This window comes from Gemmobacter aquatilis (assembly GCF_900110025.1).
Classification (GTDB): domain Bacteria; phylum Pseudomonadota; class Alphaproteobacteria; order Rhodobacterales; family Rhodobacteraceae; genus Gemmobacter; species Gemmobacter aquatilis.
The window spans coordinates 1-21,964 of record NZ_FOCE01000002.1 but is presented as its reverse complement, the minus strand read 5'-3'; the positions used below and the strand labels follow the sequence as shown (position 1 = coordinate 21,964).

The 21,964-nt window shown below is 64.6% G+C and carries 21 protein-coding genes and 1 tRNA gene; 9 read left to right on the top strand and 13 right to left on the bottom strand.

What is annotated here, in order from left to right; all coding sequences use genetic code 11:
- Positions 1-81: 81 nt before the first annotated feature.
- The 3 genes from BMX43_RS03885 (at position 82) to BMX43_RS03875 (ending at position 4,024) form a co-directional block, all read left to right on the top strand.
- Positions 82-2,505, top strand: a complete 2,424-nt coding sequence (locus BMX43_RS03885) for a heavy metal translocating P-type ATPase (RefSeq protein ID WP_245749371.1) — start codon at positions 82-84, stop codon at positions 2,503-2,505.
- The gene (gene cueR / locus BMX43_RS03880) at positions 2,502-2,897 is read left to right on the top strand and encodes a Cu(I)-responsive transcriptional regulator (RefSeq protein WP_091297259.1); all 396 of its coding nucleotides are present in this window, start codon (positions 2,502-2,504) and stop codon (positions 2,895-2,897) included. Before BMX43_RS03885 ends, cueR begins: the two co-directional genes overlap by 4 nt.
- 62 nt (positions 2,898-2,959) lie before the next feature.
- Positions 2,960-4,024, top strand: a complete 1,065-nt coding sequence (locus tag BMX43_RS03875) for a dipeptidase (protein ID WP_091297254.1) — start codon at positions 2,960-2,962, stop codon at positions 4,022-4,024.
- Between the two features lie 25 nt (positions 4,025-4,049).
- Here the strand turns inward: BMX43_RS03875 and BMX43_RS03870 are convergent, their stop codons facing one another.
- Positions 4,050-4,166, bottom strand: coding sequence for an entericidin (locus tag BMX43_RS03870; RefSeq protein WP_091297251.1), 117 nt, complete (start codon positions 4,164-4,166; stop codon positions 4,050-4,052).
- A 68-nt stretch (positions 4,167-4,234) separates the two neighbouring features.
- Positions 4,235-6,049 (bottom strand): extracellular solute-binding protein, encoded by a 1,815-nt coding sequence (locus tag BMX43_RS03865; RefSeq protein WP_091297249.1) that lies wholly within the window; start codon positions 6,047-6,049, stop codon positions 4,235-4,237.
- A gap of 351 nt (positions 6,050-6,400) precedes the next feature.
- Between BMX43_RS03865 and BMX43_RS03860 the strand changes: the two genes are divergently transcribed.
- Positions 6,401-7,174: a 3-hydroxybutyrate dehydrogenase gene (locus tag BMX43_RS03860; RefSeq protein WP_091297246.1), complete on the top strand. Its 774-nt coding sequence runs from the start codon at positions 6,401-6,403 to the stop codon at positions 7,172-7,174.
- Positions 7,174-8,205 (top strand): patatin-like phospholipase family protein, encoded by a 1,032-nt coding sequence (locus tag BMX43_RS03855; protein WP_091297243.1) that lies wholly within the window; start codon positions 7,174-7,176, stop codon positions 8,203-8,205. The genes BMX43_RS03860 and BMX43_RS03855 overlap by 1 nt, the downstream gene beginning before the upstream one ends.
- Here BMX43_RS03855 and BMX43_RS03850 read toward each other — a convergent pair.
- The 4 genes from BMX43_RS03850 to BMX43_RS03835 form a co-directional block, all read right to left on the bottom strand.
- On the bottom strand, positions 8,176-8,892 hold the full coding sequence (locus BMX43_RS03850; RefSeq protein WP_091297240.1) for a DUF502 domain-containing protein: 717 nt from the start codon (positions 8,890-8,892) through the stop codon (positions 8,176-8,178). The genes BMX43_RS03855 and BMX43_RS03850 overlap by 30 nt on opposite strands.
- 86 nt (positions 8,893-8,978) lie before the next feature.
- Positions 8,979-9,899, bottom strand: coding sequence for a pseudouridine-5'-phosphate glycosidase (locus BMX43_RS03845; RefSeq protein ID WP_175482015.1), 921 nt, complete (start codon positions 9,897-9,899; stop codon positions 8,979-8,981).
- The gene (locus BMX43_RS03840; RefSeq protein ID WP_091297236.1) at positions 9,896-10,795 is read right to left on the bottom strand and encodes a PfkB family carbohydrate kinase; all 900 of its coding nucleotides are present in this window, start codon (positions 10,793-10,795) and stop codon (positions 9,896-9,898) included. Before BMX43_RS03840 ends, BMX43_RS03845 begins: the two co-directional genes overlap by 4 nt.
- The gene (locus BMX43_RS03835) at positions 10,792-12,057 is read right to left on the bottom strand and encodes a tetratricopeptide repeat protein (protein WP_091297232.1); all 1,266 of its coding nucleotides are present in this window, start codon (positions 12,055-12,057) and stop codon (positions 10,792-10,794) included. The genes BMX43_RS03840 and BMX43_RS03835 overlap by 4 nt, the downstream gene beginning before the upstream one ends.
- A gap of 236 nt (positions 12,058-12,293) precedes the next feature.
- Here BMX43_RS03835 and rpsB point away from each other — a divergent pair, with 236 nt between their 5' ends.
- Together rpsB and tsf are read left to right on the top strand one after the other, a co-directional pair.
- Positions 12,294-13,058 (top strand): 30S ribosomal protein S2, encoded by a 765-nt coding sequence (gene rpsB, locus BMX43_RS03830; protein WP_091297228.1) that lies wholly within the window; start codon positions 12,294-12,296, stop codon positions 13,056-13,058.
- A gap of 73 nt (positions 13,059-13,131) precedes the next feature.
- Positions 13,132-14,040 (top strand): translation elongation factor Ts, encoded by a 909-nt coding sequence (tsf, locus tag BMX43_RS03825; RefSeq protein ID WP_091297223.1) that lies wholly within the window; start codon positions 13,132-13,134, stop codon positions 14,038-14,040.
- Positions 14,041-14,407: 367 nt separating this feature from the next.
- Here tsf and BMX43_RS03820 read toward each other — a convergent pair whose 3' ends face one another.
- Positions 14,408-15,199, bottom strand: coding sequence for a helix-turn-helix transcriptional regulator (locus tag BMX43_RS03820; protein WP_091297222.1), 792 nt, complete (start codon positions 15,197-15,199; stop codon positions 14,408-14,410).
- 141 nt (positions 15,200-15,340) lie between these two features.
- On the opposite strand from BMX43_RS03820, the gene BMX43_RS03815 reads away from it, so the two are divergent.
- Positions 15,341-16,531 carry an NAD(P)/FAD-dependent oxidoreductase gene (locus BMX43_RS03815; RefSeq protein WP_091297219.1) on the top strand — a complete coding sequence of 397 codons (1,191 nt, stop codon included), beginning with the start codon at positions 15,341-15,343 and terminating at the stop codon, positions 16,529-16,531.
- Between the two features lie 18 nt (positions 16,532-16,549).
- On the opposite strand, the gene BMX43_RS03810 is transcribed toward BMX43_RS03815, so the two are convergent.
- The 3 genes from BMX43_RS03810 to BMX43_RS03800 form a co-directional block, all read right to left on the bottom strand.
- Positions 16,550-18,304 (bottom strand): SulP family inorganic anion transporter, encoded by a 1,755-nt coding sequence (locus tag BMX43_RS03810; protein WP_245749370.1) that lies wholly within the window; start codon positions 18,302-18,304, stop codon positions 16,550-16,552.
- 94 nt (positions 18,305-18,398) lie between these two features.
- Complete coding sequence (rpe, locus tag BMX43_RS03805; protein WP_091297213.1) at positions 18,399-19,091, bottom strand: ribulose-phosphate 3-epimerase; 693 nt, start codon at positions 19,089-19,091, stop codon at positions 18,399-18,401.
- A 117-nt stretch (positions 19,092-19,208) separates the two neighbouring features.
- Positions 19,209-20,387 (bottom strand): BaiN/RdsA family NAD(P)/FAD-dependent oxidoreductase, encoded by a 1,179-nt coding sequence (locus BMX43_RS03800; protein ID WP_091297209.1) that lies wholly within the window; start codon positions 20,385-20,387, stop codon positions 19,209-19,211.
- Positions 20,388-20,489: 102 nt separating this feature from the next.
- On the opposite strand from BMX43_RS03800, the gene BMX43_RS03795 reads away from it, so the two are divergent.
- A tRNA-Gln gene (locus BMX43_RS03795) sits at positions 20,490-20,564 on the top strand.
- Positions 20,565-20,947: 383 nt separating this feature from the next.
- Here the strand turns inward: BMX43_RS03795 and BMX43_RS03790 are convergent.
- The 3 genes from BMX43_RS03790 to BMX43_RS03785 all read right to left on the bottom strand — a co-directional run.
- Positions 20,948-21,328: a hypothetical protein gene (locus BMX43_RS03790; protein ID WP_091297205.1), complete on the bottom strand. Its 381-nt coding sequence runs from the start codon at positions 21,326-21,328 to the stop codon at positions 20,948-20,950.
- The gene (locus BMX43_RS19720; protein ID WP_175482014.1) at positions 21,328-21,480 is read right to left on the bottom strand and encodes a hypothetical protein; all 153 of its coding nucleotides are present in this window, start codon (positions 21,478-21,480) and stop codon (positions 21,328-21,330) included. The genes BMX43_RS03790 and BMX43_RS19720 overlap by 1 nt, the downstream gene beginning before the upstream one ends.
- A gap of 264 nt (positions 21,481-21,744) precedes the next feature.
- A partial coding sequence (locus BMX43_RS03785; RefSeq protein WP_217643931.1) for a hypothetical protein occupies positions 21,745-21,964 on the bottom strand: 220 nt, incomplete at its 5' end.

Sequence of the window (21,964 nt, the reverse complement as noted above, 5' to 3'; positions counted from 1 at the left end):
TGGTGACGGGATCGTGAGGGGAAAAGAGGTTGACCTTCCCGTGACGGGAAGCCCCATATCCAAGACAAAGGAGTTCCCCCGATGCCTGACAGTGCCGATATGACCGAGACCGCCCGCTTCCGGCTGGAGGGGATGACCTGTGCCTCTTGCGTGGCGCGGGCGGAGCGGGTGCTGAAGGCGCAGCCGGGGGTCGCGGTGGCGCGGGTCAATCTGGCGGATGAAAGTGCCGATGTGCAATTCGCGGCGCCCGCCACGCGGGAAGGGTTGGCCGGGGCGCTGGCCAAGGCGGGCTATCCGGCACGGCAGGTGACCGTGCAGCTTGCGGTGGAGGGGATGACCTGTGCCTCTTGCACGGCGCGGGTGGAACGGGTGCTGAAGGCGCAGCCGGGGGTGATTGCGGCCTCGGCCAATCTGGCGGCGCGGCGGGCCACGGTGACGCTGTGGGATGGCGCCGCGACGCCCGATCTGCTGGCGGCGGCGGTGACGCGGGCGGGGTATGAGGCGGCGGCGATGGCGCAGGCCGACCCGGATGCACGGCTGGTGGAACTTACGCATCTGCGGCGCGATACGGTGATTGCGGCAGGGCTGACGCTGCCGGTCTTCGTGGTCGAGATGGGCGGGCATCTGGTGCCTGCCTTCCATCACTGGCTGATGATGCGGCTGCCGATGGAGCTGCTGTGGCCGCTGGAATTCGTGCTGGCAACGCTGGTCTTGCTGTTTCCGGGGCGGCGCTTTTACACCAAGGGGATTCCGGCACTGCTGCGGGGCGGGCCGGACATGAACAGCCTTGTGGCGGTGGGCACCTTTGCCGCCTGGGCCTATTCGACACTGGCGACCTTTGCGCCAGGTCTGCTGCCCGATGCCACGCGGGCGGTGTATTTCGAGGCGGCGGCGGTGATCGTGGTGCTGATCCTGCTGGGCCGCACGCTGGAGGCGCGGGCGCGCGGGCGCGCGGGCGCGGCGATTGCCGGGCTGATCGGCTTGCAGCCGAAGGTGGCGCAGGTCGAGGGGCCGGAGGGCTGGATCGAGGCGCCGATTGCGGCGATCCGCCCCGGGGCGCGGCTGCTGGTCCGGCCCGGCGAACGGATCGCGCTGGATGGGATGGTGGAAGAAGGCCGCTCGGCGGTGGATGAGGCGATGCTGACGGGCGAGGCGCTGCCGGTGGCCAAGGCGCCGGGCGATGCGGTGACCGGCGGCACGGTGAACGGCACCGGGGCACTGGTGATGCGGGTGACGCAGGTCGGCGCCGATACCGTACTGTCGCGCATCATTGCGATGGTGGAAGAGGCGCAGGGCGCCAAGCTGCCGGTTCAGGCGCTGGTGGACCGGATCACCCTGTGGTTCGTGCCGGTGGTGATGGGGCTGGCGGTGCTGACGGTGGGGGTCTGGCTGATCTTCGGGCCGGGGCTGGCCGAGGCGCTGGTGGCCGGGGTGTCGGTGCTGATCATCGCCTGCCCCTGTGCCATGGGGCTGGCCACGCCGGTGTCGATCATGGTGGGCACCGGGCGGGCGGCGGAACTGGGCGTGCTGTTCCGCCGGGGCGAGGCGTTGCAGACGCTGGCCGAGGTGGGGCGCGTGGCCTTTGACAAGACCGGCACGCTGACCGAGGGGCATCCGGTGCTGACCGACCTCAAACCGAAATCCGGCCATCTGCTGCGGTTGGCGGCTGCGGTGGAGGCGCAGTCGGAGCATCCTTTGGCGCGGGCGGTGGTGCAGGCGGCGCAGGGGCAGGGGTTGCAGGTGCCTGACGCCTCTGGGTTCACCGCCACGCCAGGCCATGGGGCCGAGGCGATGGTGGAGGGGCACCGCGTGACGCTGGGCGCGGCGCGGATGTTCCCGCAGGGGCTGGGGCCATGGCTGGTGGAGGGCGAGGGCTTTGCGGTGCAGGGCAAGACCCCGGTCTATCTGGCGCTGGACGGCAAGCCGATGGGCGTGCTGGCGGTGGCGGACAAGGTGAAGCCGACGGCGGCGGCGGCGGTTGGCGCGCTGAAGGCGATGGGGGTGGAAGCCACGATGATCACCGGCGATGCCGAACGCGTGGCGCGTGCCATCGCGGCGGAACTGGGTATCACCGATATTCATGCCGAGGTGCTGCCGGGTGGCAAGGTCGATGTGGTGCGCGGGCTGAAACCCGGCGTGGCTTTCGTGGGCGACGGCATCAACGATGCCCCGGCACTGGCGGCGGCGGATGTGGGCATCGCCATCGGCACCGGCACCGATGTCGCCATCGAGGCGGCAGAGGTGGTGCTGATGACCGGCGATCCGCTGGCGGTGGCCTCTGCGATCCGCATCAGCCGGGCGGTGATGCGCAATATCCGGCAGAACCTGATCTGGGCCTTTGGTTACAACGCCGCGCTGATCCCGGTGGCGGCGGGGGGTCTGGTGCCGTTCGGCGGCCCACAACTGTCGCCCATGCTGGCGGCGGGGGCGATGGGCCTGTCGTCGGTGTTCGTTCTGACCAATGCGCTGCGGTTGAAGCGCATCAAGGCGGTGGAGGCAGCATGAACATCAAGGAAGTGGCCGTGCGGGCGGGTCTGCCCGCCAAGACGATCCGCTATTACGAGGAGATCGGGTTGATCCGCCCGCAGCGGCAGGCGAACGGCTATCGCGCCTTTCGCGAAAGCGATCTGCACAAGCTGGCCTTTCTGGGCCGGGCGCGGGGGCTGGGATTCTCGATCGAGGAATGTCGCACGCTGCTGGCGCTGTATGAGGACAAGGGAAGGGCCAGTGCGGATGTGAAAGCGCTGGCCGAGGCGCATCTGGTGCAGATCGGCGCCAAGATCGCCGAGCTGGAGGCGATGCAGCGCACCTTGTCCGATCTTGTCACGGCTTGCGCGGGCGATCACCGGCCCGATTGCCCGATCCTGACCGGGCTTGCGACATCGGGCTGTTGCTGACCTCTGGTCTTCCCCCGCAGCGCGTGGCAGGTTCGCCGAAAAGACAAGACGGGGAGACGGACATGGGGCTTCAGCCGGTATTCGACGGCCATAATGACATCCTGCTGCGGCTGCAAATGGCGCCAGCCAAGCGCGAGGCGATCTGGCTGACAGGCGAGGGGCGCGGCCATCTGGATCTGCCGCGGATGCAGGCGGGCGGCTTTGCGGGTGGCATGTTCGCCATCTATATCCCCAGCCCCGCAGATCCGGGCGCGCCGAATTACGACGCGATGATGGACAACCCGCCCTACGAGATCGAGCTTCCGGCGATGATCCCGCTGGCGGTGGCGCAGCCGGTCGCGCTGTCCATGGCGGGGCATCTGCTGTGGATGGAGCGCAGCTCGCAAGGCGCGTTCCGCATCTGCCGCAGCGTGGCCGAGATCGAGGCGGCGCAGGCGGCGGGCGCGATTGCGGGCGTGATGCATATGGAAGGCGCCGAGGCGATTGATGACAGCCTTGATGCGCTGCACGCCTTTCATGCCATGGGGCTGCGCTCCATCGGGCCGGTCTGGTCGCGCCCGACGATCTTTGGCCATGGCGTGCCGTTCCGGTTTCCGGGCAGCCCCGATACCGGGCCGGGGCTGACGGCGGCAGGCAAGCGGCTGGTGCGCGAATGCAATGCGCTGCGCATGGTCGTCGATCTGAGCCACCTGAACGAGGCCGGGTTCAACGATGTGGCGGCGCTTTCCGATGCGCCGCTGATCGCCACCCATTCCAACGCCCATGCGGTGACGCCTTCGACCCGCAACCTGACCAACCGCCAACTGGCGATGATCCGCGAGAGCGGCGGCATGGTGGGGTTGAACTTCGCCACGGTGTTCCTGTGGCCCGATGGCAAACGATCGACCGCGATGGGATGGGAGCCGGTGCTGCGCCATCTGGACCATCTGATCGAACACCTGGGCGAAGACCATGTGGGCTTCGGGTCGGATTTCGACGGGGCGGCGATCCCGGAGGGGATCACCGATGCAGCGGGCCTGCCCAACCTGCTCGCCGCCCTCGCCGCGCATGGCTATAACGAGGCGCTGATCGAGAAGCTGCGCTGGTCGAACTGGATGGGCGTGCTGCGGCGGACCTGGGGCGCCTGAGCGCGGGGGGCCGAAGGGCTGGGCGTCAGCCCAGCCAGCCTGCCACCTGATTGGCGCCGCCCGAGATGTCGCGCCCGACACCATCCACGGTGTTGCAGCCTGCCAGTGCCGCCAGCGTGGCAATCATCAGAAGTTTCTTCATGGGGTCTGCTCTTCTGCCTTGGTTTATTCTTGTGATGCGCTGCGGGGTACCCCGCAGCGCAAACTGGTTTACTCGACCCACCACGCATCCGGCATCCAGCCCGGCCAGTCACCATACAGCGGCAGGCGGGCAGGGTGGTGAAGCTCTTTGCGGTAGGCGAGCCGTGAGACCCGAGAATACCACACCGGAATCACATATCTACCCGTTGTCAGCACCCGATCGAGCGCCTGCGTCGCAGCGGCGAATTCTTGCGTATCGGGGGCGGTCAGCATGGCGGAAATCATCGCCTCGGCAGCAGGGGAGTTGATGCCGGGCCAGTTGCGGGTGCCCGGTTCGGTCACGCCTTTCGCGCCCCAATACAGCATCTGCTCGTTCCCCGGCGAGGGGGTCAGGGCGCGGATGTAATGGGTCATGTCGAAGCTGTAGGCATTGGTGCGCTCTTTGTATTGCGCATTGTCCACCGTGGTGATGCGGGCGTCGATGCCCAGCCGTTTGAGCGATTCCACATAGATCGCGGCGGCAGAGATCATCTCGTCCTGGCCCTGGGTCAGCAGGATTTCAAAGGCGAAGGGCTGGCCTGCGGCGTTTTTCAGCACACCGTCCTGCACCGTCCACCCGGCCTCGGCCAGCAGTTTGGTGGCGGTGCGGATGTTCTTGCGGTTGGCCTCGCTGCCATCGGACACCGGCAGGGTGTAGCCGTCCAGCGCGCCGGGCAGCAGATCGGCGGCGAAAGGGGTGAGCAAGTCCTTCACCCGGCCCTCGGCCGGTTTGCCCGGCTCCATCCCCAGCGCGGAGTTGGAGAAATACGAGGTGATGCGCGGCTGCACCCCGCCGTTCAGCGTCTGGTTCACCAGTTCGAAGTTGAAGGCATGGATCAGCGCCTCGCGCACGCGCCAGTCGGCGAACAGCGGGTTGCGGGTGTTGAAGGCAAAGCCTTCGATCCCCGATGGGCGGCCATGCGGGATTTCTTCTTTCACCACATCGCCTGCGGCAACGGCGGGGAAATCGTAATTCGCGGCCCATTTCGCCGGGTTCAATTCGCGGAAACTGGAAATCGCGCCGCCCTTGAACGCCTCGAACAGCGCGGTATCCACGCCGAAATATTCGACGCGCAGCGTGTCGGCATTATAGAGGCCACGGTTGAACGGCAGATCCTTGCCCCACCAATCGGGGTTGCGGCGGAACGCAATGAAGCGGCCCGGCTCGAACGTATCGACGACATAGGGGCCGGACCCTATCGGCGCTTCCAGCGACGAGGCGGTGAAATCCTTGCCCGCCCATTGCGCCTTTTTCAGGATCGGGCGCAGGCCGAGGATCAGCGGCAGTTCCCGGTCTTGCACGTTGAAGGTGAATTTCACGCTACGCGGGCCGGTGATCTCGGCGCTGGCGATCTTGCGCCAGGCGGTAGCATAGCGCGGCTGCCCTTGGGTGCCCAACGTCTCGAACGACCAGATCACATCTTCGGGAGTGACCGGCGATCCATCAGAGAATCGGGCATTTTCGCGCAGCGTGAAGGCCACATAACTGCGCGCCGCGTCAGTCTGGATTGATTCGGCCAGCAGGCCATAAAGCGTGAACGGTTCGTCCAGACTGCGCCCCATCAGGGTTTCGACGGTGAAGGGCGTGATCTGCGAGGGCGCGTTGCCCTTCACGATATAGGGGTTGAGGCTGTCGAACCCGCCCGCCTCGCCGAACACGATCTGGCCACCCTTGGGCGCTTCGGGGTTGGCATAGGGCAGAGACACAAAATCCGGTGGGAGGGCCGGTTCACCATACATAGCTATGGCGTGTTCAGGTGAGTCGCTCAAGACTGGAGATGCGAGAAGCGCAAGCCCCGCGATCATCCCGATTCTGCGCATCGTGCTGAAAAAGTCCTGTCTCATCCGCGCAACAATCCTTTGTTCGCCTGTTTTTCTTGGGTTGGACACTAAGACGGCTTTTGAGCCTTTTCAAACTTTTAACTTGGATCGAAGCGCGCAGAGGGGTATAAGGGTTTCACTGCTCGATAGGTTTCTTGCCTGTATGAAACCTGCCTCAACGACTTAACGCCGGCTTCGCGCCGGCGTTTTTTTTGGTTCGGCCGCCTGTTTTACGGGCGGCAATGCGCAAAGCGCGGGCGGTTTGCAAAGGGCGCGGGGCGGGTTTTCGGCCCATGTGCAGGGTGCGGCAAGATGGGGCTGTCATCCGGCGCGGCGCGTCTTATGGTATCGCAAATTCATAACCGGAGATCAGACATGACCCTGAAGGGCAAACGCGCCATCGTCACCGGCTCCAATTCCGGCATCGGGCTGGGTGTTGCGGAAGAGCTGGCGAAGGCGGGCGCCGAGGTGGTGATCAACAGCTTTACCGACCGCGACGAAGATCACGCGCTGGCGGCGAAGATCGCGGCAGACCATGGGGTGAGCGTGCGCTACATCGCCGCCGACATGTCGAATGGCGACGCGTGCCGCGCGCTGGTGGAAAAGGCCGGGGGCTGCGACATTCTGGTGAACAATGCAGGCATCCAGCACGTCGCCGCCATCGAGGATTTCCCGGTGGACAAGTGGAACGCGATCATTGCCATCAACCTGTCTTCGGCCTTTCACACCACGGCCGCCGCGCTGCCGGGAATGAAGGCTGCGGGCTGGGGGCGGGTGATCAACATCGCCTCGGCGCATGGTCTGACCGCCTCGCCGTTCAAATCGGCCTATGTGGCGGCCAAGCATGGGGTGGTGGGCCTGACCAAGACGGTTGCGCTGGAAGTGGCGGGCAAGGGCATCACCTGCAACGCAATCTGCCCCGGCTATGTGCTGACCCCGCTGGTCGAGGCGCAGATCCCCGACACGATGAAGCAATACAACATGGACCGCGAGACGGTGGTGCGCGACGTGCTGTTGCAGCGCCAACCGTCAAAGCAGTTCGCGACCACGGAACAACTGGGCGGCACCGTTGTCTTCCTGTGTTCGGGCGCGGCAGAGCAGATCACCGGCACCACGATCAGCGTGGACGGCGGCTGGACGGCGCTTTGATGCTGCGGATCAATCTGGCGCTGCAAGGTGGGGGCGCGCATGGCGCCTTTACCTGGGGCGTGCTGGAACGGCTGCTGGAAGAGCCGGAGATCGAGATTGCCGGGATTTCCGGCACCTCGGCCGGGGCGCTGAACGCGGCGGCGCTGAAGATGGGGCTGATCGAGGGCGGCAAGGTCGGGGCGGTGGACAACCTCGCCCGGCTTTGGGGCCGGGTCAGTGCGCTGGGGGATCTGCGGGTGGCGCGCTGGCTGAGCGCGGCCTTCCCGATGACCACGGCCATGGCCGAGGCGATGGCGGCGAACATGCCGGTGTCCCCCGCCGCGATGGCCGCGCAGGTCTATACGCCTTATGCTTGGGGGCCGTTCTGGCAGAACCCGCTGAACGAGGTGGTGGCGCGGTTCGATTTCACCCGCATCTGCGCAAAGCAGGGGCCGGATCTGTTCATCTCGGCTACCAATGTGCGGTCGGGCAAGATCCGGGTGTTTGCGGGCGACGAGATTTCGCCCGCAGTGCTGCTGGCCTCGGCCTGCCTGCCGACGGTGTTTCAGGCGGTGGAATTGCGCGATCCGGCGACGGGGCGGCAGGAAGTCTTCTGGGATGGCGGCTATTCCGGCAATCCCGCGCTGTTTCCGCTGTATCAGCCGCATCTGCCCGATGACATCGTGATCGTGTCGATCAACCCGCTGCGGCGCGAAGATCTGCCGGTAACGCCGGTAGAAATTCAGAACCGGATCAATGAGATCAGCTTCAACTCGGCGCTGCTGGGCGAATTGCGGGCGGTGAATTTCGTCAAGCGGCTGTTGGCCGAGGGGCGGATGCCGCAGGGGACGATGAAGGATCTGAATGTCCATGTCATTGCCGACGATGCGCTGATGAACGAGCTGGATGCCTCCAGCAAGCTGACCCCGGCGCCGGGCATGATCGCGCGACTGCGCGAGGCGGGGCAGCAGGCGGCGGCGCGGTTCCTGCGCCAGCACCGGCAGGATCTGGGGCAGCGCAGCTCAGTCGATCTGCGCGGGCTGTTCGGCTAGCAGCCCCTGCACCTCTTTCGTGCCGGGCGAGACCAGCCCGGCCGATACGATCAGCTTCACCGCATCATCCGCCTTCATGTCGAGGAAGATCACGTCCTCTTCCGGCACGAACAGCAGGATGCCCGAGGTCAGTGGCGTCAGCGCCACGAAAACCGCGATCATCTTCTTGTCGCTGGGCAGTTTCGCCGCAATCTCGCCCTTGGCGGTTGTGGCGACGAAACCCACGGCCCAACTGCCGGGGCGGGGGAATTCGACAAGGCAGGTGCGATCGAAGCTTTTCTCGGATTTGGCGAAGAAGGTTTCGGTGATCTGCTTGAACCCGCCATAGACCGAGCGGACGACCGGCATCCGGTCTACCAGCGCCTCGGCCTGTGCGAGGATGGAGCGCCCGATCAGGCCCTTGGCGATCCAGCCCACGATGATGGTGAACACCAGAAAGACGATGACGCCGAGCCCGCGCGTCGGGAAATTGGCGTCGGGGCCAAGGTAATAGGCCACCAGTTGATCGGGCCGCCAGCCCCAGGGGATCACCGGCAGGATCCAGCCGTCGATCCAGCCGACCACGGTATAGACCAGATAGATGGTCAGGCCGATGGGCAGCACCACGACAAGCCCGGTCAGAAAACTGGCCCGCAGCCCGGCGAGCAGGCCGCGTTTGCGGTGGGCGGTATCGTGCGGCTCTTCCATGCGATCTCCTGTCGGCCCGGCTAACCTAAGCGTCGCGGCAGGGGGCGGCAACGGGCAGGGCGGAAGAATTGCCGCCCTGCACCTGCTTATCCGCGTTGTGCGACGATTTCGGTGGCGATTGCCGCAGCCAGGCGCGCATTGTTCAGCACCAGCGCGATATTGGCATCGAGCGAACGCCCCCCGGTCATCTCGAACATGCGGTCGAGCAGGAAGGGGGTCACGTCCTTGGCGGCGATCTTGGCGGCCTCCGCCTCGGCCAGCGCCGCCTCGATCACCGGGGTGATGTCTTCGCGGGGGATTTCGGCCTCCAGCGGGATCGGGTTGGCGACAAGCTGCCCGCCCGGCAGGCCCAGGCGCACGCGCATCAGATGGGCGGCGGCGATCGTCGCGGCATCATCCATGCGCAGCGGCGCCTTCAGGCCGGACGAGCGCGACCAGAAGGCCGGAAACTCATCCTGTCCGAAGGCGATGACCGGCACGCCCTGGGTTTCCAGCACTTCCAGCGTTTTGGGCAGATCCAGAATGGCCTTGGCGCCGGCGGCCACCACGGTGACGGGCGAGGCGGCGAGTTCCGGCAGATCGGCGGAAATGTCGAACGAGGTTTCGGCGCCGCGATGCACGCCGCCGATACCGCCGGTGGCAAAGACATGGATGCCCGCCAGCGCCGAACAGATCATCGTGGCGGCGACCGTGGTGGCCCCCATCCGCCCCATGGCCAGACAGGCGGCCAGATCGGCGCGGCTGAGCTTCATCACATGTTCGGCCTGCCCCAGCGCATCAAGCTCCGCATCGGACAGGCCGATATGGATGCGCCCGCCCATCACCGCGATGGTGGCGGGCACGGCGCCATGGGCGCGCACCTCGGCCTCGACCGCGCGGGCCGCCTGCACATTCTGCGGGAAGGGCATCCCATGGGTGATGATCGTCGATTCCAGCGCGACGACGGGGCGGCCAGCGGCCAGCGCCTCGGCGACCTCGGGGGTGAAGCTGAGCGGCAGTTGGGTCACGATCCGATTTCTCCTGAAACATAGATGGCGGCGGCGCGCAGGGCAGAGGCCAGCGCCTGCGCCCGATCCTCGCCCCGCCGTTCGGCGACGAGATGCGCCGCCATGAAAGTATCGCCCGCGCCGGTGATGCGGGTCACCAGAACCGGGAGCGGGCTGTCGCTGATCACACCGGCGCCGTGCAACCCGTCGGCACAGGGCTTGCCGCCATGGGTGACCAGCACGCGATGCGCCCCGCGCGCCAGCAGGCCTTCCGCAGCCTCGGGCGCGCTGGAAAATTCGGCCGCACACAGCAGCCCGGCTTCCTCAAGGTTCACATAAAGCGTTGCGCGCGGATGGGCCAGCAACGGCAACAGCCGTTCCGCCTTGCCGGGGCTGGCGGGGGCCACGCGCAGATCGGCGCGGGCAAACAGGGCCGAGCCCGCGATGTCGGCCAGCAGCGCCTCGGTCAGGTTGCCGTCCAGCGCGATGGGGCCGGACCACGGCGCCGCCGCACTGCCCAGCCGCCCATCGGCCAGCGGGCGCAGGATCTTGTCGCCCGAGGCTTCCAGCGAATGGGCGTCGGCGATGGCGGCGATCAGGCCATTGGCGCCCTCGACGGCCATATAGCGGTCGGTCGGCAGGTCTTCGGACCGATAGATGTGATCGGTGACCATGCCCATGCGGGCGCAGGCGGCGACCAGCTCGTCGCCTTCAGGGTCGCGCCCGATGGTGGTCAGCAGGCCCGGCGCCAGACCGAAGCGGCGCAGCGTCATGGCGATGTTCATCGCCACGCCGCCGGGCAGGCGGGTGATGCGCCCCGGCACGTCAGAGCCAAGCCGCATGGCGGTGGGCGAGCGGCCGATGATGTCCCACAGGACAGAGCCGATGCAGAGGATGTCAGGGGGCTGACCGATCATTGCGCCGCCTCGGCCGATTTGTACGGGGCAGGGGTGTCGAGATTCTGCAAAGCCTCGCGCGCGCGGCCATAGCCGGGAACGGCGACCAAGGCCTGATGAAGCGAGCTGCGGGCCAGATACGGCAGGCCGAGCGTCAGGAAGATCATGGCGCGTTCGTAATGCACATGTGCATCGAATGCGCCGCCCTGCAACAGCGGTTCATGGGCGCGGCAAGCGTCGTCCAGCCGCCCCGACGCGCGCAGCAACCGCGCATACCAAAGCTGTTCGGGGCGGTTGCGCGGGCGCAGTGTCGCATCCAGCCGGGCGATGGCGGATTGCATCGGCGCAAGTTCGCCGCCTGCTTCGAGATAGGGTACCAGGGCGCGGCACAGTTCGGCTGAAATGCGCCGCGGGTCATGCTGGCTCAGAACCGCGCTGATCCGGCTTGCGGCGGCCGCGGGTTGACCCGTCTGGGCCTCGATCCCGGCCATGCGCAGCGCAAGCGTGGGATCGGCGGGCAAGACCCGCACCCCCTGCGACAGCACGCGGCGCGCCAGCGTGGGACGACGGCGCAGCCGATCGGACAGACCGGTGTAATAGAGCGGGTTCTGCTTGCGGGCCTGCCGGATCAGGGCCTGCGTCTGCGCCACCCCGTCTTCTTCTGCGAGCAGCGCGCCGATTGCCGTACCCAGCACCCCGGCCCGTTTCAGAAAGGCCAGCACGTTATGCCCGGCAAACGGCACGGCAATCCGATCAACTGTCACCGACCGTTCCAGAAAGCGCAGTTGCTTGGCATCGTCACCGTAGGGGTCATACAATACCCGGACCCTGACACCGGCAAGGGTGCTGCGGAAGCGCAGGCGCGGATCTTCGGGGCCTGCAATCAGAGCCTTGTAATCCGGCAACCAACGATTATCGAATTTCGGGGCAATGTTGCAGACCGGCGCCGCGATCAGAATGTCGCGGGCGGCAAAGCGATGGGCGTGCCGCAGCAAACCAAAACTGCCCATCGACGCGCCGTAAAGAACGGTGCGGCGGAACCGCCCCGACGGAACCTGCGCAAGACAGGCGGTGATACAGGTGGCAGCCTCGTCTTCCAGATACCAGCCATTGTTCAGCGCCCGGATATGCAGGGCACTGTAGCCACGCTTTTCAAGAAACGCCTCGGCGAAAAACGCAGGCGAGTCCGGCATCCGGCGTTCGCTGAATGTCACGACGAGCGTGTTGCCGCCCCTGTCGATGAAGGCCCCTTCATAGGCCGGGCCTTTGTAGGCAAGCTGCACCTTGCACCTCTGTCACGTTCCGCTTGCGCCGTGTATAAAGCGTTGTGCGCGGGCGGGGAACTGCGGAAAACACGCGGTGCAAGCGGGACGCGCCCCCTTGCAAAGGCCGGGGCGGGGTGCTAGGTGCGCGGCACTTCACAGGCGAGGCTTGGGCTTCATGGGGGAGAAATCCTCATGGGTCCGCCGGTTGGGAGAGATCCCTCAAGGCTTCGCCGAGGCGCAAACCGGAAAAGGATATGGACATGGCGCTCCCCGATTTCTCGATGCGTCAGCTGCTTGAAGCTGGCGTTCACTACGGTCACCAGACCGCTCGCTGGAACCCGAAGATGGGTGAATACATCTACGGCGACCGCAATGGCATTCACATTCTCGACCTGACGCAAACTGTTCCGATGCTGGACCAGGCGCTGAAAGTCGTGCGCGACACCGTCGCCAAGGGCGGCCGTATCCTGTTCGTCGGCACCAAGCGTCAGGCCCAGAAGCCGATCGCCGAAGCCGCCGAAAAATGCGCGCAATACTACATGAACCACCGCTGGCTGGGCGGCACGCTCACCAACTGGAAAACCGTGTCGCAGTCGATCAACCGTCTGAAGCAGATCGACGAGCTGATGGCGCATGGCGCCGACGGTCTGACCAAGAAAGAACGCCTGAACATGGAGCGCGAGCAGTCCAAGCTGCAGGCTTCGCTGGGCGGCATTCGTGAAATGGGCGGCGTGCCGGACCTGCTGTTCATCATTGATGTGGGCAAGGAAGATCTGGCCATTCTGGAAGCGCAGAAGCTGGGCATCCCGGTCGTGGCTGTGGTGGACACCAACTGCTCGCCCAAGGGCGTGGACTATGTGATCCCGGGCAACGACGACGCCGCCCGTGCGATCGCGCTGTATTGCGACCTCATTTCGCGGGCTGCGCTGGAAGGCATGTCGGCTCAGCTCGGCGCCGCTGGCGTTGACATCGGCGCACTGGAAGTTGCGCCGGAAGAAGAAGCCGTCGCCGAAGCCTGAGACCTGCTGTCGCAAGGCCGTTACCCGGCGGGGGCATATCCCGCCGGGGCAATCCGATTTCAGGAGATGTGAAATGACAATCACCGCTGCGATGGTGAAAGAACTGCGCGAGTCGACTGGCGCAGGCATGATGGACGCTAAAAAAGCGCTGACCGAAACCAATGGCGACATGGAAGCCGCTGTTGACTGGCTGCGCACCAAGGGCCTGGCGAAAGCCGCCAAGAAGGCCGACCGCGTTGCGGCCGAAGGCCTGATCGGCGTGGCCGTTTCCAACGGTCGCGGCGTTGCCGTCGAAATCAACTCGGAAACCGACTTCGTGGCCAAGAACGCCGATTTCCAGGCGCTGGTACGTGAAGTGACCAAAGTCGCGCTGGAAGTGGGCGAGACGGTCGAGGTGGTCAAGGCTGCTGATCTGAACGGCGAAACCGTCGAACAGGTCATCACCAATGCGGTGGCTCGCATCGGCGAGAACATGACCTTCCGCCGCCTGCATGTGCTGGAAGGCGATACCGTTGTGTCCTATGTCCACAACGCTGCGGCCGATGGCCTGGGCAAGATCGGCGTGCTGGTTGCGCTGAATGGCCCGGCTGACAAGGCGCAGGAAATCGGTCGTCAGTTTGCGATGCACATTGCCGCAACCTCGCCGCTGTCGCTGTCGGAAGCCACTCTGGACCCGTCGGTGCTGGAGCGTGAGCTGGCCGTGCAGACCGCCAAGGCGCTGGAAGAAAACGCCACTTCGGCCAAGCCGAAGCCCGAGCAGGTGATCCACAACAACATCATTCCCGGTCGGATGAAGAAATTCCTCGCCGAGAACACGCTGCTGGGTCAGGCCTTCGTGATCAACCCGGACCTGACGGTCGAGCAGGCCGCCAAGGATGCCGGCGTCGAGATCACCGGCTATGCCCGTGTCGCCGTGGGCGAAGGGATCGAGAAAGAGAAAGAAGATTTCGCTGCCGAAGTGGCGAAAGCTCTGAAAGGCTGATTCTCCCGGATTGGTTGAAGGAACACGGCGCCCCAAGGGGCGCCGTTTTTCGTTGGAGCAGGGGTGAGGCATGTTGCAGGCCAGGCATAAAAAAATGGTGCAGTCCCAAGGACTGCACCATTTTTTGCGCTCCTCATTGGGGATGAGGGTGGAGCGCGGGTATAAACGGATCGGAGGCAGAAACAATCTCTGCACGAACCGGCACTATCCGCCCCAAAGGGCGGTTCGCGTTCAGACCAACAAATCGTATCTTCCCGCTGATCCCAAGGCCGAAGCCACCACTCTGGGACATCCACGTTGTTCCACAGAATTTGACGCTGGGTAAGTGCGGTATTCCTAACCTTTCGTATAGGTCGTTAATGATTTGTTAGGGATTTTGTGGCTTCTCGTCGGCTCGAATGAAAATCTGGTTCAGCAGCGTGCCCTTGGCAACCGCCTGCGCGGTTGTTTCCACATCGAGCGCAGCGCGAGCAAGACGCAGGTGTTTTTCGACCATTGTGGGCGAAATCTGCATCAAAAGCGCAATATCCTGTGTGGTCTTGCCATCGGCGACCCATTGCAAAGCCTCGCGCTGGCGAGGTGAAAGCGGGCGGCGACGGGTGACCAGCGGCAGTTGCGATATGCGCAGATGCATCATATGCGCCACCGCCTCGATTCCCGCGCCATGTTCCTCCCAGATCGCATCCACGGCATCGTGGTCCATCCCCGGATCGGCGGCCAGACCCAGCGCTCCCTTTTCGCGCGGTGTCGGTTCTGGGAAGCTGATGGTGATGCCCGCCCGAAGACCCCGGGCCGCGTTCTGTTGCACGGCGGCGGCATCCTCGGGCCCGAATTTTCCCGACAACAAATGCTCCTCGACCCAACGCCAGGTGCAGACTCCCGCATTTTCGACGGCCCAGCGATAGAGCGGCGTCCGTGCGAAGAACCCCTCGCGAAAGTAGAATTGGCTGTAATCGGGGCCGAAGGTCGTCAGATACAGCGCATCATCGGTATTGCCCATCGAGCTGGCATTGCGGAAACGGGTATAGCCGTAATTCACCCGTGAGAACCCGTGTCGCCGGAACTGCGACACCGCAAGATCCCAAACGGCGTCCACACTGGAGGCAGCCGCGATCCGGTTCAGCAGGCCAAGCACGTCCGTCACCTTGTAAAACCCCATTTAGACATACCTGGCAGAAACCGTCACAGACTGTCGCCGCAGGGCTGGAAACTACACCGAAGCTCTGTATTACCGGCGATTGTAGCCGCTTGTCGAGCCTAACGCAGGGCAGGTGGCAGGTTTGCAAGGAAGATCAGGAAGATGACGGAACAGGTTCAGCCGCGTGACATCGTGATCATCGGCGGCGCTGTGATGGGGGCGGCGGCGGCGTATTGGCTGACGCGAATGTCCCCTGGGCTGAGGGTTCTGGTGGTGGAACGTGATCCGAGCTTTGCGCGCGCCTCCACCGCGCTATCGGCGGCGTCGATCCGGCAGCAGTTCACCACGGCGGTGAATGTGGAGATTTCGCGCTTTGGCATTGGCTTCATCCGCGATTTTCAGGCGAGTCTGGGCGCTGCGGGGGCCGGTGTCGGTGAACTGGGGCTGAAGGAGAACGGCTATCTGTTCCTGTGCCACAGCGCAGAAGGGCGGCAGATGCTGGAAGAGGCGGCGGCGATGCAGCGCGCACATGGGGCGGCGACGCAGGTTCTGACGCCCGAGGCCGTTCAGGCGCGCTTTCCATGGATCGCGGTGGATGACATCACCGGCGGGTCGTTCGGTGACCGGGACGAGGGCTGGTTCGACAATATGGGCCTGCTGGCCGGGTTCCGCACCGCCGCGAAAGCACAGGGAGCAGAGTTTGTCAGCGATACCGCAACCGGGCTGACGGTGGCCGGGGGCAAGGTGACCGGGGTCACACTGGCGCGGCGCGGCTTCATTCCCTGCGCCACCGCGATCAATGCCGCCGGCACCCGCGCGGCAGAGGTCTGCCGCTGGGCCGGGCTTGACCTGCCGGTGGAGCCGCGCAAGCGCACGGTCTTCGTGGTGGATGCGCCCAATGCCCGCCATCCCGACGCGCCGCTGCTGATCGACGCGGGCTATTACATGCGCCCCGAGCATGGCCAATGGATCACGGCGACCGTGCCGCAGGATGACGGGCCTTGCGCGGTGGATGATTTCGAACCCGATCTGCATCTGTTCGAGGATGTGATCTGGGAACAGATCTACAACCGCATACCCGGGTTTGACGCGGCCAAGGTGCTGCGGCACTGGGTGGGCCATTACGCCTATAACACGCTGGATCAGAACGCGATTCTCGGGCCGCACCCCGATCTGCCTTCGCTGTTCCTGATGAACGGCTTTTCGGGCCACGGGCTGCAACAGGCTCCGGCGATCGGGCGTGGCATTGCCGAACATGTGTTGCATGGCGGCTGGCAGAGCATCGATCTGTCGGATCTGTCGGTGGCGCGGGTGCTGGCGGGGCGGCCATTCCGCGAACAGGCCATCGTCTAAGGGCAGGGAGGCCGCGCCCTACCGCGCGGCCCTTGCCGTTTCGCAGCGCGCCGCATCGTGGCAGGTTTGGGTCACTTCGGGGGCCAGCGCGATCATCGCATCATACTGCGTCAAGAACACCTGGCCTGTCAGCTCGTGCAGGAACGGGCTGCGCGCCAGCTTGTCCATCACCGGACCCTTCACCTCGGACAGGTGCAGGCTCACGCCGCCATCCTTCAGCCGGGCATTCATATCCTCCAGCGTTTCCAGCGCCGAACTGTCGATCACATTCACCGCCGCGCAGATCAGCACGACGTGGCGCAGCCCGGGTTGTTCGGCCAGCGCCTCCAGCAGGCGGTCTTCCAGAAAGCGGGCATTGGGGAAATACAGGCTTTCATCAATGCGGATCGACAGGATGCCCGGTGCGGTGACGACATTGTGCCGGGCCACATTGCGGAAATGCTCGGTCCCCGGCACCTGACCCACCACGGCGACATGCGGGCGCGAACTGCGCCACAAATGCAGCCCTATGGACAGTGCGACGCCTGCGCTGATCCCGGCCTCGACCCCCGCGACCAGAGTCACGAGGATGGTGGCCAGCATGGCGGCGAAATCGCTGCGGCTATAGGCCAAGGTGCGGCGCAGCGCGCCGAAATCCACAAGGCTCAGCACCGCGACGATGATGGTGGCGGCCAGGGTCGCTTTGGGCAGGTGAAAGAGCAGGGGGGTCAGAAACAGCGTCGCCAGTGCCATGCCGATGGCGGTAAAGGCGCCCGCAGCAGGGGTTTCGGCCCCGGCGTCGAAATTCACCACCGACCGCGCAAACCCGCCCGTCACCGGAAAGCCGCCCGAAACCGCCGAGCCGATGTTTGCCACGCCAAGCGCCACAAGCTCCTGATCCGGGTCGATGCGCTGGCGGCGTTTGGCGGCAAGCGTCTGCGCGACCGAGATCGTCTCGACATAGCCCACCAGCGAGATCAGCGCGGCGGGGACGAGGATCTGTTTCCAAAGCGCGAGGTCAAAGGGTGGCAAAACCGGCACCGGCAAGCCGCCCGGAATCTCGCCCACGACCGGCACGCGGCCCGACAGGCCAAAGCCCCAGCTTGCAAGCGTCGTGGCGGCAACCGCGACGACTGGCGCAGCGCGGGTCATCACCCCCGCCAGCTTGGCTGACTGGCCGAGGCGCATCAGCGTGCCTTTCAGGCGGCTGCGCGTCCAGAACAGGAAGGCCAGCACCGGCAGGCCGATCAGCAGGGTGATCAGGCTGGCTTGGGGCAGTTTTTCGGTGATGGCGATCACCAGGTCGGGCAGCGTTTCGCCGCGCACCGAAAGCCCCGCCAGTTGCGGGATCTGTCCCGCCGCGATCAGCAGGCCCGAGGCGGTGATGAAGCCAGAAATCACCGGATGGCTGATGAAATTCGCCATGAAGCCCAGCCGCAGCAGCCCCATCGCCAGCAGCAGCAGCCCCGACAGGAAGGCCAGCGCGACAGCCGCACCCAGATAGGCCGCGCTGCCCTCGGCGGCCAGCGGTGCCACTGCGGCGGCCGTCATCAGGCTGGCCACCGCCACCGGGCCAACGGCCAAGGCGCGCGCGGTTCCGAAGACCGTGTACAGCAGCAGCGGCGCAATCGAGGCATACAGCCCGACCTGCGCCGGAAGCCCCGCCAGCAGCGCATAGGCCAGCGATTGCGGGATCAGCATGATGGTGACGATCAGTGCCGCCAGCAGGTCATTGCCCAGCGTGGCGCGGCGATAGGTCCGGCCCCAGTCGAGGATGGGAAAGTAGCGCTGCATGGTTGGCACCTGTAACGCACCAGACCAATTCCGGTGCGTCTCAGCGATACCTACCCATGCTGGGGATACATTTCAAGTCTTGAATATGTATGTGTCAGCCGTGCGCAGCTTCCGCAACGGCCCGGATGGCGCGAATATTCTCGCCGTAAGGGGCGGGATTGCCGACAGAGCCGCCCTTGAACACCGCCGACCCGGCCACCAGCACATCGGCGCCCGCAGCGGCCACCAGCGGCGCGGTTTCCACCGTCACGCCGCCGTCAATCTCGATATGGATCGGGCGATCACCGATCATGGCACGCAAAGAACGCACCTTATCCACTTGGGAATGAATGAATTTCTGGCCACCGAAGCCCGGGTTTACCGTCATCACGCAGATCAGGTCAACCATGTCGAGCAGATGGGCCACAGACTCGATCCCGGTGCCGGGGTTCAGCGCCAACCCGGCCTTGGCGCCACTGGCGCGGATCGCCTGCAGGGTGCGGTGGATATGCGGTCCAGCCTCCAGATGTGCGGTGATGACGTCGGCGCCAGCGCTGGCAAAGGCCTCGATATAGGGATCGACCGGGGCAATCATCAGATGCACATCCATCACGCCCTTGATGTGCTTGCGGATCGCCGCGCAAGTGCTTGGCCCGAAAGTGATATTCGGAACAAAGTGCCCATCCATCACATCGACATGCACCCAGTCGCAGCCCTGCGCCTCAATGGCTTCGCATTCGGCACCGAAATTGGCGAAATCAGCAGACAGGATCGACGGGGCGATCTTGATGGCACGCGAGAAGGTCATGGGCAGCCTCATCTGTGGGAGTGCGGGTTCTTTGCCCGATCCTTGCCCTGAAATGCAAGGGCTGATGCGAAGGTCAGTTCTGTACCGTATTTATATTACATAATATTGATTATCGGATTATTGTATTTGCCCGGCCGCCCAACCCGATGACCACGCCCATTGGAAGTTGTAACCACCCAGCCAGCCGGTGACATCCACTACCTCGCCAATGAAGTGCAGCCCCGGCACAGCCTTGGCCTCCATTGTGCGGGCATCGAGCGCGTCGGTATCCACGCCACCCAGCGTCACCTCGGCGGTGCGGTAGCCCTCGCTGCCAACCGGTGTGATCGGCAGGCCATGCACCAGCCCCGCCAGATGATCCAGCGCGGCATTGCCCTGATCGGCCAGATTGCCGTTCAGCCCGCTGATCTCTTCCAGATGGCGGGCCAGTTTCTCGGGCACCAGCCGCGCCAGCGCCGTGCGCAAGGCGATGCGCCCGGTGCTTTGCCGCATCTCGCGCAGCACGCGCCCCGCCTCGGCGCCGCGCGCCAGATCTAGGCTCAGGCTTTCGCCCTCGCGCCAGTAAGAGCTGATCTGCAAGATAGCCGGACCGGACAGCCCGCGATGGGTGAACAGGATCGCCTCGTCAAACCCGATGCGCCCCAGACTGGCGCGTCCCTGAACCGAGGTGCCCGCCAGCGGCTTCATCGGTTCCAGCACCTGTTCGGCCAGTGTCAGCGGCACCAGACCGGGCCGGGTTTCCACCAGCGGCAGGCCGAAGCTTTCGGCGATGCGGTAGCCATAGCCGGTGGCGCCCATCTTCGGGATGGATTTGCCGCCCGTCGCCACGATCACCCGCGCCGCCACCACCACACCGCGCGAGGTTTCCACGCGGAAGCCCTGCTTGTCTTGCGTCACGGCGCCAAGCTCCGTCTCCAGCCAAAGCTGCACTCCGGCCTGCGCCATGTCGCGCAGCAGCATGGCGATGATCTCTTTGGCAGACCCATCGCAGAACAGTTGCCCCAGCGTCTTTTCGTGCCAAGGGATGCCCACCGCATCGACGCGGGCGATGAAATCCCATTGGGTGAAGCGTTTCAGCGCCGAAAGCGCAAAGCGCGGGTTGCGCGACAGAAACCTCTCGCCCCGAATGTCGAGATTGGTGAAATTGCAACGCCCGCCGCCGGAGATGCGGATCTTTTCGCCCGCGGCCTTCGCATGGTCGATAACCAGCACCCGGCGCCCCCGGCGCCCTGCCTCGATCGCAGCAAACATCCCGGCCGCACCGGCCCCCAGAACAACCGTATCCACCTGTGTCATGCCATGTTCGTAACCTTTCGGCCCCGGCACAGCAACGGGTGCATTTTTCGTCAGATCGCTCTTGCAGCCCCCCAGCTGCTTGGCTAAACACCGCGGCACGGTTGGGGCGTCGCCAAGTGGTAAGGCAGCGGTTTTTGGTACCGCCATACCTAGGTTCGAATCCTAGCGCCCCAGCCAATAGAAATTTCATAGTAAAATCAAAGACTTACGCAGGCCGAAGTGATCTCCTGTGTTACAGTCCCGTGGCTGTTCCACATGGGCCAGGAACAGATTTTGGCGACTCTCGCCATGAAGAAAGGGCGAGGCTTTCGCCCCGCCCCTCTCTCTGGCTGCACAAACCAGTTCCAGCACCGCGCAGCTAGGAGGCAGCCGCCGTGCCGTGTCGGGGTTGTTGGGTGTGAATGAACCCGCGCACTTTCCGACTAATCGCAACACATTCGGCCCTGCTTGGGTGGCCCGGCGTGTCAACCTCTTAGCTATGAATACGCGCGGGCCGGGGAAGTGTCGGTTGGAATGGAAAGAAAAACGGGCGCCGGTGAAGGCGCCCGTTCTGGTCGTGGTCAGGCCACTCGCGGGGCAATCTGCATCATCAAATCGCCAGCTTGCGTAAACGCCTGCGCGGCCTTCTCGCTAAGATTGGCCTTCTGTTCGCAGACCTCCTTGGTGAACTGGTCAGCCTTATGAATGCGGTCAAACAATTCAGCGGCGCGCAGGTGCATCGCAACACCGTATTCAACCGAAGCAAGCATCAAGTCGGCTTCGGCACAGTGCGGCAAGGCTGCGCGCATATTAAACCAGAATCTGCGTTCGTGTGCGGCCTCTTCTCTATGAAACCGCGCACTTGCCCGAGCCTGTTCCTGCGCAAACAGGTCAAGTTCGGAGTAGTCCGGGCCAATTCGAACACCATCTACGGTAACGAGGCGCAGGTAAGAAACGGTCATCACGCGGCCTCCACGTTGACGACAGGTGCCAGCTTTGCGCGGATCAGCCGGGCGGCGGTCATGGTTGCGGTTTCGGGCGTGTTCATGGTATTCATATTTACCTCGGCTTTCTTGATTTCGTCAAAAGGGGTCGTGTCGTTGCGCTCGTGCATGGCTTTCTCCGTATGAGCGTTTCGTTTTGGCAGGTGCGCTAACACCTGCCGCTCTTGCTTCGCAGCGGCGGGAACCGCTGCGGGCAAACCTACTAATAAACACGATTCTGCTATCTGTCGCGCGGCAAACTTCAGGAAAATGCGCGGCAAACTTTGCAGATTTTATCATTATATCTCAGTGCGTTGCGGATTTGCGTTTGCAGAAAAAACCGTAACGCCCCTGAAAACAGTCGAGTTTGCAGGATATTTGCAGGCGTCACCCCATCACGCCGCCGCCGCCACGCCTTCCACGAAGTCACCCCGGCAGGCCTCGGGCAGCACGTCCGCACCGGCCAAGGCTTCGGCCAACTTGTCGCGCAGATCGGCGCCCGTGCTGGTGGCGGCAATGAAGGCCCCGGCCAGATCGGCCAGCAGGCGGGAATAGGCGTCATCAGAGAGAAACAGCGGCATCGGTTCGGCCTTGTGCTTGGTTCGATGCCCAGAA

Coding starts and splice junctions, on each gene's coding strand:
- BMX43_RS03865 (WP_091297249.1), bottom strand. CDS start 6,049: ATGAGACAGGACTTTTTCAGCACGATGCGCAGAATCGGGATGATCGCG.
- BMX43_RS03820 (WP_091297222.1), bottom strand. CDS start 15,199: ATGGGGTTTTACAAGGTGACGGACGTGCTTGGCCTGCTGAACCGGATC.
- BMX43_RS03850 (WP_091297240.1), bottom strand. CDS start 8,892: ATGGAAGAGCCGCACGATACCGCCCACCGCAAACGCGGCCTGCTCGCC.
- cueR (WP_091297259.1), top strand. CDS start 2,502: ATGAACATCAAGGAAGTGGCCGTGCGGGCGGGTCTGCCCGCCAAGACG.
- BMX43_RS03875 (WP_091297254.1), top strand. CDS start 2,960: ATGGGGCTTCAGCCGGTATTCGACGGCCATAATGACATCCTGCTGCGG.
- tsf (WP_091297223.1), top strand. CDS start 13,132: ATGACAATCACCGCTGCGATGGTGAAAGAACTGCGCGAGTCGACTGGC.
- BMX43_RS03815 (WP_091297219.1), top strand. CDS start 15,341: ATGACGGAACAGGTTCAGCCGCGTGACATCGTGATCATCGGCGGCGCT.
- BMX43_RS03800 (WP_091297209.1), bottom strand. CDS start 20,387: ATGACACAGGTGGATACGGTTGTTCTGGGGGCCGGTGCGGCCGGGATG.
- BMX43_RS03870 (WP_091297251.1), bottom strand. CDS start 4,166: ATGAAGAAACTTCTGATGATTGCCACGCTGGCGGCACTGGCAGGCTGC.
- rpsB (WP_091297228.1), top strand. CDS start 12,294: ATGGACATGGCGCTCCCCGATTTCTCGATGCGTCAGCTGCTTGAAGCT.
- BMX43_RS03860 (WP_091297246.1), top strand. CDS start 6,401: ATGACCCTGAAGGGCAAACGCGCCATCGTCACCGGCTCCAATTCCGGC.
- BMX43_RS03855 (WP_091297243.1), top strand. CDS start 7,174: ATGCTGCGGATCAATCTGGCGCTGCAAGGTGGGGGCGCGCATGGCGCC.
- BMX43_RS03790 (WP_091297205.1), bottom strand. CDS start 21,328: ATGACCGTTTCTTACCTGCGCCTCGTTACCGTAGATGGTGTTCGAATT.
- rpe (WP_091297213.1), bottom strand. CDS start 19,091: ATGACCTTCTCGCGTGCCATCAAGATCGCCCCGTCGATCCTGTCTGCT.
- BMX43_RS03810 (WP_245749370.1), bottom strand. CDS start 18,304: ATGCAGCGCTACTTTCCCATCCTCGACTGGGGCCGGACCTATCGCCGC.
- BMX43_RS03840 (WP_091297236.1), bottom strand. CDS start 10,795: ATGATCGGTCAGCCCCCTGACATCCTCTGCATCGGCTCTGTCCTGTGG.
- BMX43_RS03885 (WP_245749371.1), top strand. CDS start 82: ATGCCTGACAGTGCCGATATGACCGAGACCGCCCGCTTCCGGCTGGAG.
- BMX43_RS19720 (WP_175482014.1), bottom strand. CDS start 21,480: ATGCACGAGCGCAACGACACGACCCCTTTTGACGAAATCAAGAAAGCC.